Raw genomic sequence first — 16,634 nt, forward strand, 5'->3', positions numbered from 1 at the left:
ATCATTATTTATAATTAGATTTTACTATAGTCAATGTATAATGTAAAATATTTTTTACTTAAAATAGATGATTCGTTGACTAAAGTCTATAAATGGTGATACTATAAAGGAATAAAGAACGTAGTTAGGAGCGGATATAATGAATCTTTTATATAAAATAATCGGAACAAATTCTGAACGTAAAGTGAAGAAAGTAACAAAACAAATCAAAAGTATTGTTGCATTAGAAGATGAAATGAAATCCTTGTCAGATGAAGAATTGCAGGGGAAAACAGCAGAGTTTAAAAATCGTCTCCAAAAGGGAGAAACGGTTGACGACCTATTGCCAGAAGCGTTTGCTGTATGTCGTGAGGCTTCCAGTCGAGTGTTAGGAATGAGGCATTACGAGGTTCAATTAATTGGTGGAATTATCTTACATGAAGGAAATGTAGCAGAAATGAAGACAGGTGAAGGGAAGACATTGGTTGCCACACTACCTGTTTATTTGAATGCTCTTAGTGGTGAAGGAGTACATGTTGTAACAGTAAATGATTACTTAGCAACACGAGATTTAGGTATTATGAAGCCACTATATGATTTCTTACAACTAAGTAGTTCTGTAATTACAGGTGAGTTAACAATGGAAGAAAAGCGAGAAGCTTACCATTCAGACATTACCTATATTACCAATTCAGAACTTGGATTTGATTATTTACGAGACAATATGGTGAAGAGAAAAGTAGATAAGATGCAAAGACCTCTACATTTCTGTATTGTCGATGAAGTGGATAGCATTCTATTAGATGAAGCACGTACACCGCTTATCATTTCAGGACCAGGCGAAGAACCTTCTCAATGGTATGCAATTGTAGATATGTTTGTCCGTTCTTTACATGAGGATGACTATACAGTAGATGAAAAGATTCGAGTTGTTATGTTGACTGATAGCGGTATGGAAAAAGCAGAAAAGATGTTCCGTATGAAAAACTATGCGGATTTAGAGAATACTACAATTCGTCATCATGTAGACCAATCGCTACAAGCTCACTACTTCTTTAAAAGAGATAAAGATTACTTAGTGAAAGATGGAGAGGTCTTTATTATTGATGAGCATACAGGACGTGTGTCAGAAGGAAGACGATATTCGAATGGATTACACCAAGCGATGGAAGCAAAAGAAGGTGTTCGAATTCAAGAAGAAAATAAGACATTAGCTTCTATTACCTATCAAAACTTCTTTTTACTATATAAGCGATTATCAGGTATGACAGGTACAGCAGAAACGGAAGAAGTTGAATTTCGTGAAACATATGGTTTAGAGGTTGTTGTCATTCCTACAAATCAGCCTGTGCAACGAAAAGATAAGCAAGATAAGTTGTATTTTACAGAGAAAGCAAAATTTATTGCTATTGTGGAAGATATTAAAAAATCACACGCAAAAGGACAGCCTGTATTAGTTGGTACTTCGACAATTGAAAAATCAGAGGAGTTATCAGACTTATTAACAAAAGAGGGAATCCCTCATCAAGTTTTAAATGCAAAGTTTCATGATATTGAAGCTGAAATCATTATGAATGCAGGACAAAAAGGAGCAGTTACAATTGCTACTAACATGGCAGGTCGTGGTACAGATATTAAGTTAGGTGAAGGTGTTACAGAGGTTGGTGGCTTAAAAGTTATTGGTTCTGAACGTCATGATAATAGACGAATTGATAACCAGTTAAGAGGTCGTTCTGGTCGTCAGGGTGATAAAGGGATTAGTCGTTTCTATGTTTCTTTTGAAGATGATTTAATGCGAGTATTTGCATCAGATAAAATTAAGGAAATGATTTCACTTATGCCTAAAGATGATAATGATGCAGTGGAAAATAAATTCCTTACAAAAGCGATTGGTAAGTGCCAACGAAATTTAGAAGCAATGCATTATGATGCTCGTAAGGAAACGATGAAATACGATTCTATTATTAACGAACAACGAAAAGTCATTTATCAACAAAGGGACGATGTATTAGAACCAAACTTTGATATCGTAGGACAGTTAGAAAGTATGGCCAGAGATGCCTTTGAATCAGTAATTGCTGAAAAACTCCACAAGTATGAAGAATTTGGACAAGATGAAGATTTACAACCTGCATTGGAAGAAATGAAACGTACTTTAGAAATGAAATATTCAATGATTGGTGTAGTCAATGTGGATGATGCATTACAGAAGGATATTGAAGAAATCAAAGAATCTGTATTACAGAATTGTATGGATGCCTTTGAAGTGAAAAAAGAGCTTGTGGTTCAAAATGAAATTCAAGAACAAATGAAGCAAATTCTATTAGAAATCGTGGATAAAAATTGGATTCATCATATTGATTCTTTAACAGATTTGAAACAAGATGTTAAATTAGCAGTGTACAATCAGAAGAAACCAATAGAAGAATTCTTGTTTGCAAGTAGTAAATTATTCAATGAATTAGGAGAAAAAATCCAAGTTGAAATGGTACAAGCTCTTATGAGAATTCGCTTTGTAGAGGAAGAAATCATTGAAAATGTGAAGGAAATAGCATAAATAAGGAAAGGGAGCTCAAAAAGAGCTCCTTTTTGCATAAAAAATATTTTACTTAAAAGTATATATGTTATATACTATAGTCAATGATAAAATGGAGTGGTGGATATGGTATATGCAAAAAATAGGAACAGTGATGTTGTAGGGCATTTAACTCCTTCAAGTTTCGGATACAGTGTTCATTATAAAACATTTAAAAACGGTGAGTATACACGTTGCAAAACATTAGGTATGTCAGTAAAAGAATTGATAGAGAATTGGATTATCATCGAAAACTATAAATACCTGTATGAAATAGTAAAAGGGTTTAAGAAAAATGAAAGAATTCGTGTATGGTATAAAGCCGATGAGAGTAATTACATTGATAGCATTAACTGTGTATTTACAGGCGAACTTAGAAAGAGTGGATTTATCTCACGAGATGGGGAAGTTTGGTCAGAAACCAAGGATAATCGAAATATGATTCGAAATCATGAGATGGTTGTAGACCTCAATGGTATTGAGAAATCGTTTAGCTTAATGGCTTATGTTGTGTATGCTGAAAGTTTAGATAATGTACCAAGTATGATTCCTTTAGACGTGAACGTAAATGATGGTGCCAAAGCGAAGTTACCTGATATTGATTCGGATTTTGCCAAAGTAGATGCAAATAAGGTGATTACATATATAAAAGAAAAATATCCAGTATCAGTATGATTACGAAATGTGAATGTGGGGGGAAGCTTGGACTCTCGTTTTTCAAGGACAACTCTTCTTCGATGGCTTATCAGCTAATCGCTAATAAAACAATATGTACTGTATGTGATAAAGAGACAAAAATCTCATCAATAACAATAGATGAAGCATATTTTAAAGATTTTGTATTTTTAACAAAAGGGAGTTGATGACATGAATTATTCTGACATTATCAAGGAATTGGGTAATATGAAAGACAAATATCATACCGATTTAGGTACATTAAATTTACATAAAAAGCAGTTCGCAGAAAATGAAAGTCTTTTAGAGAGTTTAAAGGGGAAACAAGAACATCATGCGATGATGAAAGAGTTGTTAGAAAGGGCATCAAAAGAAGCAAGAGAGAACGGAAAAGAGATTCTTTCGCAAACAGCCACATCATCCTTGCAAATGGTTATGGGTGACAATCTTTCAGTAGATATTCAGTTAGATAGTGCCCGTGGTGTTCCCGTTGCAGATGTATTAGTAAAAGCACAGTATCCAAATGAAGTAGTGGAAACAGACCCTGCTCAAGAAGATGGTGGGGGAAGAGCGGATATTGTTTCATTAGCTACTTTTGCATCAGTCAATTTACTTGTAGGAGACAATAATAAAGCGGGATTCTTCTTAGATGAGCCTACCAAATATGTTTCCAAAGAGCCATCAGAGAATACAGCCCATCTTATTAGGGAGTTAGTTGACTATACAGGAAGGCAAACATTCCTCGTGTCACATGAGGATACGTATATGCCTCTTGTGTCTGACAGTGTATTTCGTATGGAGTTAGATGAAAACGGAACAACAATAGCAGAGAAGATAGATTAATCTTCCTGCTTCCTTTAAGAAAAATAGAATTAAAAGTAGAGTAAGACACGACAAATAGAAAAGGAGAGGTTTTTACGTGGCAAATAGAGGATTTGTAATGGGGAAAACCACAGTACGAGAAGTTTACATTGTTTCACAAGATAAGCCATTTATTCAAAATGAATATTTAATGATTAATGATGAATTACATGGGGATTTACCTGTTGAAGTTTTAAATACAACTACAGTTCCATTTTTATCAGAGTCTATCATGCCTGAAGGATTTGCATTGGATATTGTAAAAGGGTTATCAAAAGAGATTGTAAATGATAGAAAGACTCACATTGCAAGAGTAAAAGTTTTGAAGACTTTAACAAAACCAGTAACGCCAAATGAAATTGTTCGAGATACCACATTTAAGGAAATGGAGAAAATATTAATTCATGCAAAAACATCAGATGCTTTAACTTTAGGAGTTATCTTAGGTACAGAAGAAATGCAATCCAATTTACCGCAAGAATTAACAAATATTTCGCCTCTGTGGAAGGGCGGTGGAGCCGTTCATCAAGAGGGTGTTCCTTTTGTGTTGAACTATCGCAAATTCCGAGAATATCCCCATATTGGTGTATTTGGAACATCAGGTTCAGGTAAAACATTTGGATTACGAGTAATTGAAGAGGAGATTCAAAAGATTCGTATTCCAGGTGTAGCATTTGACCCTCATAATGAAATGAATTTTGTGGAGCCAATGGATGGATTAAATGGTTTAGATAGTAATCTTGTTCATAATTTTCAAGATAGAAACCAAATTTTTTATATTGGAAGAGATGTGGGGATTAATTTCCATGAATTAAAATTGGATGAACTGATGAGTCTATTTGATTTCGTGGGAGAATTAACAGAACCACAACGAGGGGCATTAGAAGTTTTATATGAAAAAGGAGATACGTTAGCACATTTGAAAAACAAAGTTATCAATTTAAAAGTAGCTTTTGAAGTACATGAAAACCCCAAACCAAGTACTAAATTTGGAAAACAAACATCACCTGAAGATGAATTAACAGATGAGCAAGTGTTACTTTACACAAGAAATAAAAATAGGGTTTCAGGAAGTAAAACCTTACAAGCATTATCTTGGAAATTGGATGCTTTAGAATCTACAAATATTTTTGTAGGCGATGTTGATGGTGTAGAATCTTCGATGAAGCAAGGGAAAATTGCAGTGATTCGAGGAGATATGTTACGACAACAAATGGTAGCTTCATATATTCTAAAAAAACTCTATAAAAAACGTAGAGACTATCAAGATTATCAAGAACATGGTGGAGAGAGACCTGAGTTCTTTCCAATGTTTTTCGTTATTGTTGATGAAGCACATAACTTTGCACCACGTCATTCTTCACCTACGAAAAAGGTGTTGAAAAAGATTGCACAAGAAGCTCGTAAATATGGTGTGTTTGAGATTTTCTGTACACAAAAACCAGATGCTTTAGACCCGACAATTGTGGCACAGTTGAATACAAAATTTATCTATCGTTTAAATACAGCAGACGATATGGAAATGGTTCGAAAAGAAACGAATTTGACAGAAGATGAAATGAAACGTTTACCAGAGTTACCATCAGGTCATTGTTTTGTCTCCTCTGCAACATTACCTAAAACATTTGCGGTTCGATTCCGTACAACCTTTACAAAATCACCACATATGCTTGACCCATTTGACGAGTTTCATATGTTTATCGAGGATATGGAAAAGAATGATTTAAGTAAAGTATTAAAAGAGTTTTTACCTATTAAAATGGGGAAACTTCCAAAAATTCATGAAGATATTAACGAAAAAGCAGGAAGAAGTGTATCAATGGTTGATATTGCTAACGAATTAACTAAGATGACTCGTTTAGGTATTGTAGTAGAGAAAAAAACATCATTTGGAAGTGAATATATGGAGAAAAAGGTAGGGTAAAATCCTGCCTTTCTCTTTTGTAATTCAAATAAAAGTTACCTTCATAACTTTTAGTAAAAAACGTTTCATATTACTATAATAAAGAGATTATAAGAAACAGGTATTTTTATAAATTGTATAAAAAGGAGAGAATGAAAATGAAAAAGGTACATGTAGCAGTGGTAGGAGCAAAGAATTTGGATTATGTTAGAGTGGGTACAAAGGTAGAATTGATAAAAGACCCAAATCATCCAAAAGATAAATTAGCAGTAAAATGTGTAGATTCAAGAGGTAATAAATTAGGTCACGTATTAGGAAACATTCTTTCATTACATACAGGCATATCAAATAAAGAATTACATGCTAAAATGACTAATGATAGCATTGAAGGTAGAGTAGAATCTCATCCATCCATTCAATTAAGTAATGGAATGGGGATGAGTAAAATTGGATTGAATATAGGTGTGATGATTAACGAGGAGAATGAAGAAGGAGATGTAGATAAAGATATGAGTCATTATGCTAAGACGTTGGGACGTAAGGTAAGTGTAAAAGGAAGCATTCGAAAATATACAGGGAAATCAAAAGTTATGAAATCTTTCCAAGAAGATAATACAACATTAGTCTCCTTCAAGAAAGATGACGATAAAATCATTACATTGTTCAACGGAGAGCCCGCAGGTGAAGTGAACATGGATGCTAATGATGAATCAATTAAAGATTTAACAAAAGGACTGCAAATGTTGGATGAAGTAGTGGGGAAAGTCGTTGAGATTACAACATCTACGTATACAGTTTCATTTAAAATCGACGAAGTTATTTTGGAAAACATTTTTAATCAAGTAGAAGATATAAATACACTCCAAGATATAAAAGAAGAAGTGATGAATAGAGTTGGAATAGAAAAAGAAGAGTTAGAAGCAATTGAATCATATCTTCGAAGTAATGATGTTTCTGAAAAGCATATTGCTCTTACTTTTGAAACATATAGAAAGTATGAAGAGGATGTGGCAAAACGTATTCCTGAAAAACCTGAGACTTTATTCGAAGATACATTTGGAGCAGTGAAAAAAGCTGTTGTGTATACAAATAAAGGGAAGCATTTGCGTTTAGAAGGAGAAAAAGGTACTGGAAAGAACGTTTTTGTTCGAACATTAGCGTGGGTTTATCAAAGACCATTGTTTGAAGTGTCTTTAAATAGTCAATTCGATAAGATGGATTTGCTGGGTTCTAAGTCTTTTGAACAAGGAACAACTGAAGACGGAAAACCATTTTCAAATGTAATTTTTGAGAAAGAAGCATTTGTTGAAGCAATGGAGGTAGGAGCTTTTATAAACTTAGATGAGGTGAATACTGTTGACCCATCTGTGTTAGTACAAATTCACTCAGCAGTTGATGACCGTGAAGCGATGCAAGTACCTGGATATGGTTGGGTAGAAGCAGAACAAAACTTTGGTGTCATGCTAACAATGAACAAAGATTACATAGGAACCAATCCTTTGAATGAGGCGACTATGGATAGATTTACACCGATTTTATTCCCTTCTAAGAATAGTATTCTTGAAACGCTACGAGTACGTGTTCCATCTGCAACGTTAATTGATATTCAAGATGCTGATAAGATTTATAAAAATATTTTCGCAATGGTAGAAGTTGGTCAAATCTCAAAAAATTGCTTAACAATTCGAGGGTTTATTTCTGCATTAGAAGTAGCAGAGGATTTAGGATTAAAAGAAGCAATCATTGATAATGTGGCAAACCGAATTGAAGATGAGGACTATAGATATTACGTGATGAATGTAATTGATAATGAACTTGCATAAAAAGAAAACGGAGTGATTTCCGTCACTCCGTCTTCAACAGGTATTCAAAAAATCAATTAAAAAGGAGATATTTTTCGTTATGATACAACATAGTAACAAAACAAAAAACATCATAGATTATTTTAACAGAAAATCCATTTATAATCAACTCAACATGGTTATTTTCAATTTATTAGGAAGAACAGACATTCCATTTAGTTTAAATGTTGGGGGAAGTAGTTATACCGATTTTAAGAAAATCGTGGTGGGACTTCCTGAAATTTTTGTAGAGAAATCATTTTCATATGAAGAGATTTTTTCAGCATTAAAGGCTCTAACAGGACATGAAGCAGAGCATATAAAATCCTCTGACTACAGGGTTCTAAAAATGTTCTTAAAAGATGGTTCTGAGTATTTAAATGAAAAATTTCAAATCCATCAAAATCATGGGATGAAAATTGCGAAACATGTACTAAACTCGGTAGAGGATGGTCGTATCGAAAAACGCCTGTGTAATAGAAAAAAAGGATATAAAAAACATATTCAATTCTTAAATGCTACTCTTTGGAAAGAACAGCCTATAAGAAAAGAAAATGAATTACAAGATTTTTTATATTCCATTACAAGCTATTCTGTAACAGGTCTATTCCCAAAAGATTTTGAGGTACATTATAAAAATACAAGAATGGAAAAAGAATTAAATAAGATAAAAACAATGACGATTAAAGGCATCAATGAATCTACGGCACAAGGTTGTGCAAATAGATGCATGAGAATTATTGAAATCACAGCTCCTTATCTTGCAGAGTTGTTAAAGGATGAAGGAAATCAAATGTCTGTAGATGACATGTCAGATTACACACAATATACTTGTGAAAATCCTGATACAACATCATCTGAAAATCCAGGAAATGCAATTTCAGTTCATTTTAAATCCGAGGAAGAAAATAAGGATGATTCTTCTCAAGAACAGGAACAAAATGAGGGGGCTGGTAATGGTATTTTAGGTGATATGAAGGGAGAGGAAGGCGACCCAAAACAAGAAGAGCGTTTAGGTGAAGCTAACTCAACAAGTGAAAGTAATGAGGATTCTACGGAAGGTGAAGATTCTGCTGAAAATGAAGAAACACAAGAAGGAACAGAAGAGGAATCCGATGTAAACAATACAAGTAAACAAGATGATTCTACAGAAGATTCAAATGAAGATGAATCTAAATCAAATTCAATTTCAGATAATAGTATTGTAGAAAATATCATTGAAAATGTACGAAAAGATGCAATGAAAGATGCTGAGTTTGCTTTAAAAAATGCAAAAAAGGAAGAGGATAAGCAAAAGGAAGAATCTAAGAAAAAGGTCAAGATAGATAAAGGTGTGACAAAAAAAGAAGTAAATGATGTACAGGAGGCATATAGTGATAATAAATACGGAAAACAAAAGCCAACACTTACTATATCTCCCATCACAAAGAGAAATAGAGAGTTAACGGAAGATATAAAAAGAGATGGAAAACGATTTAGAAAAGAAATAGAGGAAATATTTAAAAATAAAAAAACATATGATTCCAGACATAGAAGAAAAGGAATACTTGATACGTCTTCGATTTGGAAAGTGGGGACAAAAGATTACAATGTATTCTTGAAAAAAGGACAACCACAAACAACGGACTATGTAGCATACATGTTAGTTGATGGTTCAGGTTCTATGATGGATAGGGTGGATGAGAACAATAATAAAGTATCTTGTTCTCAAAAGGCTTGTGCAGTAATTGAAGAAGGGATAAAAGGTTTTATTCCCTTTAAATCAACTATCTTTCGAGCAAGTGGAAGAAATGTAATGCATACAACTGTAAGTGAGTTTTCTAATGATAGTAAATTCAATGAATCATGGAATGCGTATTTCGAAGCTAATGGTGGAAATATGGATGGATTTTCTATTCGTATCGCTATTAAGGAGTTACTACAACGTCCAGAAAGAAATCGTTTATTAGTGATTCTTTCAGATGGTCTACCATCTGCTTACCCATCGCAAAAGTTAGGACAAGCAGATGTAAAAGATGCTGTAAAAGAAGCGAGGAAAAATGGCATAAAGGTTGTATCTATTTGTTTCGGAAGCAAAAGACACAGAGAAGAAACGATAGATGTATATAATGATATGTATCAAAAATCGGTAATTTCTTGTGACCCATCAGATATTAACAAGGAATTAACAAGGGTTTTAAAAAGAGAAATTACAAGGTAATAAGTAGAAGAGTCGTATGGAAGTTATCCATCGGCTCTTTTTTCTTTTATCTGAAGTTTTCTTTCTCCTTTACTTTTTGACTATAGTTAATGTAAAATAAATCTATATTAACTATAGTCAACGTAAATTTGGAGAGGAGAGAGTAATGTGCAAGTTGTATTTCCTAATTTAAGCATTGAAAAAGGAACTATCGTTGAACTGCATCTCGAAGGAGATAAAGTTGCGGTAAAAAAGCATAAAGATGATACTTTTGAACTTATCTGTACATTGCCTCTAAATAAATTTGAAAAGAACAATCGAAACTTATTCGAACGCAGACAAATGTTTAGAGCAGTTGTAAATGGAAATGTGTTAGATGTTGTACGTTATGTCAGCCTTCATGGACATACAGGATATTCTTTATTGGATGGTGCAACAAAAATTCATGAAATGGTTGCAAAAACAGAGTGGGCAAGTGCGATTACTGACCACGGTGTTATGTACGGGACGTTAGATTTTTATAAAAAAATGAAAAAAGCAAATAAAAAACCAATATTAGGTTTTGAAGCATATATTGAAAATTTAGATGGCAAAAAAGAAGGTAAACATCAGTTGTTACTTGCGATTAATGCAACGGGTTATCGTAACCTTGTTAAATTAACAAGTATGGGATTTGAGAATAAGTATTATAAACCTCATGTAAAACTGGAATGGTTAGAAAAATATAGTGAAGGTGTTGTCTCAACAAGCTCATGTTTAGGGGGGCTTGTCCCTCAAGCAATTATTAAGGGAGACATGGATTTAGCTCGTAAAACAGTACAAAAAATGATTGATATTTTTGGTAAGGAGAATTACTACATTGAAATCCAAAGACATGGTTGTGAAGAGGAAGCGGTTGTAAATCCTGCGTTGCTTCAATTGGCTGAAGAATTTGGTTTGAAAGCAATTGCGACTTCTGATAGCCATTATACAGAAATTGAGGATGCTTCTGTACATGAAATTCTGTTATGTATTGGAACGAAAACAACAATGGATGACCCAAATCGTATGGTCTTTCCAGGGAGTGGTTATCACATTCACACTTCTGAAGAAATGGAAGATTTGTTTTGGGACATGCCAGAGCTACTTGATAATACACTTGACCTTGCAGAAAGAATCAACATTGACATTCAACTTGGAGAAATTTATCTACCTGAATTCCCTCTACCAGAAGGATTTGAATCGCAAGCGGATTACTTTGAACATTTAGCATGGGAAGGATTTGCGAAACGATTTAAAGGGCAGAAAGAATTTAAAAGTAAAGAATATCGAGAACGATTAACCTTTGAGATTGAAACAATTAAAACCATGGGGTTCCCAGGTTATTTCGTTATTGTATGGGACTTTATTCGATATGCAAAAGAGAGAGGTATTTTAGTAGGACCTGGTCGTGGTTCTGCTTGTGGTTCTTTAGTTGCATATGCCTTAGATATTACGGATATTGACCCGATTCCATATGGACTTATTTTTGAACGATTCTTAAACCCTGACCGAATCTCAATGCCAGATATTGATATTGATTTCGAGGATACAAGACGTGAAGAAGTAATTGATTATGTAAAAGAATTATATGGAGAAGAAGCAGTCTCTCGAATTATTACATTCGGTACATTGGCCGCAAAAGTATCTGTTAGAGATGTAGCTCGTGTATTAGATAAACCATTAGGAAATATGATTGCAAACGCCATCCCTGAAAAACCAGGTATGACATTAAATAAAGCATTGGATGAGAGTCCAGAATTCTATAATATGTATCATTCTGATGCAGAGGTAAAAGAAATTGTTGATATTGCTCTTCGTATTGAAGGTTTACCTCGTAACGTATCACAACATGCTTGCGGTGTCATAATCGCCCCAAGTGCCGTAACAGACCATATTCCTCAGGTTCTATTAGAGAACACAGATACAGGAGCCTATGAGCATACAACCCAGTATAACAAAGATGAGTGTGAAGAGATGGGCTTGCTAAAAATGGACTTCTTAGGTCTTCGTACAATGGGTGTTATGGGACGAGCCTTTATTGATATTAATAAGAAACGAAAAGAGTTAGGGTTAGAACCCATTACACTTGAAAGTATTCCACTCGATGATATACGAGTCTATGAATACATTGCAAAAGGTAATACGGCAGGAGTATTCCAATTAGAGAGTGCAGGAATGACAAACTTCATGATGGAGTTATTCCAAGATGCACATACATTAGATGCTGAAATGGGGAAACAATTGTTTGAGCGTTTAATTGCAGGTATTTCATTATACCGCCCAGGTCCTTTAGATGAAATTCCGAATTACATTAAAAACATGTTAAAGCCTGAAGGAATTGAATATGATGTTCCTCAGTTGCAACCTATTTTAGAAACGACTTACAACATCATCGTATATCAAGAGCAATGTATGTTTATCGTTCGTGAATTAGCAAACTTTACACGAGGACAATCAGATACCATTCGAAAAGGGATGTCAAAGAAAGTAGAAGCCCTTTTAAATGAGTATGGTGAATACTTTGTACACGGTTCAGAGGAAAAAGGAATTACAGGTTGTGTTGCAAATGGAATTGATGAACATATTGCAATTGCTTTATGGGAACGAATGAAGAAATTCGGACGTTATGCATTCAATAAATCTCATGCAACAGGTTATGCGAATGTAGCAATAAAAACAGGTTTCTTAGCGTATTACTATCCAACAGAATATATGTGTGCCACTTTAAATTCATTCATTACAAAGTCAGATAAAATCAAAGCATACATGGCTGTTAGTAAACGACAAAAAATTGATGTTTTACCACCAGATGTAAATAAATCAAGAGAAGTATTTACAGTTGAAGGTGATTCTATTCGCTTTGGATTACAAGGTATTCGAAACATGGGTAAAATTTCAGGTCGTTTGATTGAAGAAAGAGATATCCGAGGAGATTTCCAAAACTTCCAAGATTGTGCGGTTCGAATGGCAAAATATCAAAAAGTGGATAGAAGGGTATTAGAGGCATTAATCTTCTCAGGGGCAGTCGATAGCTTTGAAGGTACACGTAATTCGAAATTAATGATGTTAGATGCTTTACTATTGGTAGCTTCACAAGAACGAAAAGACTATCAATCAGGACAATTGTCTATCTTTGATATTCCGTTATTAAGCCAAGATAAAATCAGAGAGGTATTAACTCCTACATTAACAGAGTTTAACATTGATTTTCAATTGGAAAAGGAAAAAGAGTTTGCAGGGTTTTATATTTCAGCACATCCTCTTGATTCGTATGAAACATTGTTAGCTGAAGAAGAATTTTGTGAGATTGGGTTCTTGCAAGATACAGATGAAAAAGATGAAGCGGATAGAGTTCGTTCTTATAAAAAATCTATTCGTGTTGCAGGTATTATTACGGAAATTGAAACGTACTACACGAAAAAAGACAATAAACCTCTTAATGTATTTAAATTAGAAGATACAACAGGGGAGATTAAGTGTGTTGCATTCTCTAACGTATTAGAGCAAAGTGCAGGTCTGTTACATGAAGGTAGTATCATTGCGGTTGAAGGTAAATTTGAAGAGGATGACCGAGGCACACAAATCATGGTAAAACGAGTGATTGATATCCATGATGTTGGTAATGATGGGAATCCAAAAGAGATTGTTCTTTTAGGGTCTCGCAACGTGAATAATGCACGAAAACAATTTGTAAAAGTAAGAGATTATTTGAAGGAATATGAGTCAGAAGATAGTACAGTGCCTGTTTATTTTATCTTTGGGGGCAATACTTACAAAGTAAACTTCACTCATTTTAATTTGACGATGATTACACAGATGCAAGAAATTGTAGGGAAACAAAATTGTCGAGTGAACTATTAAAGAGAGGGAGATAATTCTCTCTTTCTTTTTATCAAAAGGAGACATGACAAATGAAAATTATGCAAAAGTTAAAAGCTAAAGCATTACATAGAATGACTATCAGTAAATTAATTTATTTAGAAAAGGAATTTGTAGAAAACCGAGCTACAAAGTCAGATGAGCGTTTTTGGAAAGAATTATTAGAGGAATTAAGATGGCAATCAAAATTCATTAAAAGAGGAAACGAAAGTTTATCGTATTTCGAGAATGTATTTAAAGATTACCAAGAGAAATTCAGTAATAAAAATTAAATTATTTATCTATAAAGGAATAAAAATATAAAATTTAGAGGAGTGATAGAAATGAAGAAAAGTATTTTTGTAGTGGGTGATTTACATGGGTGTAAAGAGAATTTAGATGAAGTACTTAAGTCTTGGAATCGAGAAACAGAGCAACTTATTTTATTAGGTGATTTAATTGATAGGGGACCAGATAGTTTAGGGTGTATTCTAACTGCCATGAAATTACAAGAAGAGTATGGAGCTATTATTTTAAAAGGAAATCATGAAGCTATGTTTTTACAGTGGTTAGACATGCCACATTCATATGCAGAATCCTATTTCAGAAATGGAGGAAGAGAAACCCTTTCAACATTTTTACCAGGCTATGAATTTAAGTATCTGACAGAAGTTGCAGACTATATAAAAAGAGAGTTTTCAAGAGAAGTAGAGTTCCTTAGAAATCTGCCTCTTTATCATGAAACAGATAGTCATATTTTTGTACATGCAGGTGTTAATTTAATCCTACAGGATTGGCGAGAGTCAGGGGAAGATGATTTCTTGTGGATTCGAGAACCATTTCATAAACGAAAAAACAAAACAGGAAAAATCATTATTTTTGGTCATACGCCTACTCCGTATCTACATCATGATGATAATAATTGTGATGTTTGGGTATCTCCGTGCAAAACAAAAATTGGAATTGATGGGGGAGCGGTCTTTGGTGGCTATTTACATGCCCTTAAAATTAGTGAATCTGAAACTTTGAGGTTTTCAGCGTAATAATAAGAAGATGTGGAAGGGAAAACAATATCTCTTCTGCATTTTATACATGATACTAAGAAAGGAGAATCGGAAATGAAATGGTTAGTACAAGAGTTTCTAAATTATAACCCCAATACAATACGGATTCTAAAAGCATTAGAAAAGTGTTCTATAGAGTATTTGATTGTAAGAGTAGACAAAGATAATTCACTAACAGTGATTGATGAGGAAAATAAAATACCAAGGGATAATTCTGATAGAGTCTTAAATGATTTTATTTGTAATGAACAAGTAATGGTATATGGTTCTAAAACCCTTGCAAATATAGCGAAAGAAATGAATTTGGAGCCTGGTTCTTTTATGAATGACCAATTTGAATTTGAAGTATTTCAGCAAGTATTGGGAGATGAACTGTTAAACAAAGATTTTATTGTAGGTGATTTATGGGAGCTAAATCCGATAGATGAGGAGTTCTTTATTCGACCTACAGGGAATACAAAGTTATTTACAGGTCAAACGGTGACAAGAGAAGAATTTTTGGCATGGCAGAAACGAGAATGTAAGGAGGATAGTCCTTATCTTGGTCAAAAATTAATGATTTCTCCTATACAAGAAATACAAGCTGAATATCGTTTCTTTGTCATCAATCAGAACATCGTGACCAGTTCTTGTTATAAAGAAAATAAAGTCATGAGCACTGTCCGTAAACCTTCTGATGAATTACTTTCCTACACAATGAAAATGATTAACCAATTCCCATTAGCAAATGCATTTGTAATTGATATTGCAGAGACGAATAATGGATTTAAAGTTGTTGAGTACAACAATATTAATACTTCAGGTTTGTATGATTGTGATGAAATTTTGCTTGTACAAGCTATAAATGAAATGCCAAACTAAGCTTTATTTTGATATAAAGTAGATGATAGGAGATACACAAATGAACCATTTAGAAGTTATGAAGATAACTCAAGTTAAGCAAGTATTAGATAGATTCTTTGTGGTCGGGGATATTCATGGATGTTTATTAGAATTTACAACCTTGTTAAAAAAGTGGGATAGAGATACACATCGACTGATACAATTAGGTGATTTGCTCGATAGAGGAAAGAAATCAAAATCAACATTGATTTTAGCTATGTACTTGAAGAAACAATATGATGCTATTTTTTTAAAAGGTAACCATGAAGAATTGTTTTTGAATTTTATAGATGACCCTGTAAATGAGGGGGAATTTTACTTGAATCAAGGTGGAAATGCTACAATAGATTCGTTTTTAGGAGAAAAGGCATCTATTAGACATATGCCTGAACATCTTGCAAACTTAATGAAAGAGAAATATCCAGAGGTCATTCAGTTTATAAGAGACATGCCTTATTTTTATGAAACAGAATATTTTATATTTGTACATGCAGGAGTGAATCTTGCGTTATCCGATTGGAAAAACACATCCGAAAAGGATTTTAGTTGGATTCGAAAACCATTTCATTATGGTATAAATGAAACAGGAAAAACAATTGTATTTGGTCATACTATTACAAGAGTATTAAATGAAGATAAGTCCAATGATGTTTGGATTTCTCCATGTAAGACAAAGATTGGAATTGATGGGGGAGCGGTCTTTGATGGTCAACTGAATGGATTAGTTATTGACGGGAATACATATAAGACGATTTCAGTCTAAAAGGGGAAGAAGTTGTATTAAAAAAGCACCTAA

Annotated in this window: 11 protein-coding genes; all 11 read left to right on the forward strand. The window is 33.7% G+C overall.

The features are described from left to right. Positions 1 to 139 precede the first annotated feature (139 nt). Complete coding sequence (secA, locus tag V7S50_RS09590) at positions 140 to 2,536, forward strand: preprotein translocase subunit SecA (protein WP_336376179.1); 2,397 nt, start codon at positions 140 to 142, stop codon at positions 2,534 to 2,536. A 105-nt stretch (positions 2,537 to 2,641) separates the two neighbouring features. Next, entirely contained in the window at positions 2,642 to 3,229 is a 588-nt protein-coding gene (locus tag V7S50_RS09595) for a hypothetical protein (protein WP_242298394.1), read from the forward strand. A gap of 192 nt (positions 3,230 to 3,421) precedes the next feature. Then, positions 3,422 to 4,072 carry a hypothetical protein gene (locus tag V7S50_RS09600; protein WP_001109581.1) on the forward strand — a complete coding sequence of 217 codons (651 nt, stop codon included), beginning with the start codon at positions 3,422 to 3,424 and terminating at the stop codon, positions 4,070 to 4,072. Between the two features lie 76 nt (positions 4,073 to 4,148). Continuing rightward, positions 4,149 to 6,014, forward strand: coding sequence for an ATP-binding protein (locus V7S50_RS09605; RefSeq protein ID WP_336376178.1), 1,866 nt, complete (start codon positions 4,149 to 4,151; stop codon positions 6,012 to 6,014). A gap of 137 nt (positions 6,015 to 6,151) precedes the next feature. Next, on the forward strand, positions 6,152 to 7,816 hold the full coding sequence (locus tag V7S50_RS09610) for an AAA family ATPase (protein ID WP_336376177.1): 1,665 nt from the start codon (positions 6,152 to 6,154) through the stop codon (positions 7,814 to 7,816). A gap of 79 nt (positions 7,817 to 7,895) precedes the next feature. Further along, complete coding sequence (locus V7S50_RS09615; protein ID WP_336376176.1) at positions 7,896 to 10,034, forward strand: hypothetical protein; 2,139 nt, start codon at positions 7,896 to 7,898, stop codon at positions 10,032 to 10,034. Positions 10,035 to 10,181: 147 nt separating this feature from the next. Further along, positions 10,182 to 13,895, forward strand: a complete 3,714-nt coding sequence (gene dnaE / locus V7S50_RS09620) for a DNA polymerase III subunit alpha (RefSeq protein WP_336376175.1) — start codon at positions 10,182 to 10,184, stop codon at positions 13,893 to 13,895. Between the two features lie 50 nt (positions 13,896 to 13,945). Continuing rightward, entirely contained in the window at positions 13,946 to 14,185 is a 240-nt protein-coding gene (locus V7S50_RS09625; protein WP_000700015.1) for a hypothetical protein, read from the forward strand. Between the two features lie 51 nt (positions 14,186 to 14,236). Beyond that, positions 14,237 to 14,935 (forward strand): metallophosphoesterase family protein, encoded by a 699-nt coding sequence (locus V7S50_RS09630; RefSeq protein WP_098368942.1) that lies wholly within the window; start codon positions 14,237 to 14,239, stop codon positions 14,933 to 14,935. 75 nt (positions 14,936 to 15,010) lie between these two features. Then, entirely contained in the window at positions 15,011 to 15,817 is an 807-nt protein-coding gene (locus V7S50_RS09635) for an ATP-grasp domain-containing protein (protein ID WP_336376174.1), read from the forward strand. Between the two features lie 40 nt (positions 15,818 to 15,857). Beyond that, on the forward strand, positions 15,858 to 16,601 hold the full coding sequence (locus V7S50_RS09640) for a metallophosphoesterase (RefSeq protein ID WP_176527259.1): 744 nt from the start codon (positions 15,858 to 15,860) through the stop codon (positions 16,599 to 16,601). Positions 16,602 to 16,634 lie beyond the last annotated feature (33 nt).

Source organism: Bacillus sp. CCNWLW194 (genome assembly GCF_037120585.1).
GTDB lineage: Bacteria > Bacillota > Bacilli > Bacillales > Bacillaceae_G > Bacillus_A > Bacillus_A basilensis.

Bases quoted from the DNA above. Each gene is read 5' to 3' on its own strand.
- V7S50_RS09635 (WP_336376174.1), top strand. From the start codon at position 15,011: ATGAAATGGTTAGTACAAGAGTTTCTAAATTATAACCCCAATACAATA.
- V7S50_RS09640 (WP_176527259.1), top strand. From the start codon at position 15,858: ATGAACCATTTAGAAGTTATGAAGATAACTCAAGTTAAGCAAGTATTA.
- V7S50_RS09610 (WP_336376177.1), top strand. From the start codon at position 6,152: ATGAAAAAGGTACATGTAGCAGTGGTAGGAGCAAAGAATTTGGATTAT.
- secA (WP_336376179.1), top strand. From the start codon at position 140: ATGAATCTTTTATATAAAATAATCGGAACAAATTCTGAACGTAAAGTG.
- V7S50_RS09595 (WP_242298394.1), top strand. From the start codon at position 2,642: ATGGTATATGCAAAAAATAGGAACAGTGATGTTGTAGGGCATTTAACT.
- V7S50_RS09600 (WP_001109581.1), top strand. From the start codon at position 3,422: ATGAATTATTCTGACATTATCAAGGAATTGGGTAATATGAAAGACAAA.
- V7S50_RS09625 (WP_000700015.1), top strand. From the start codon at position 13,946: ATGAAAATTATGCAAAAGTTAAAAGCTAAAGCATTACATAGAATGACT.
- V7S50_RS09615 (WP_336376176.1), top strand. From the start codon at position 7,896: ATGATACAACATAGTAACAAAACAAAAAACATCATAGATTATTTTAAC.
- V7S50_RS09630 (WP_098368942.1), top strand. From the start codon at position 14,237: ATGAAGAAAAGTATTTTTGTAGTGGGTGATTTACATGGGTGTAAAGAG.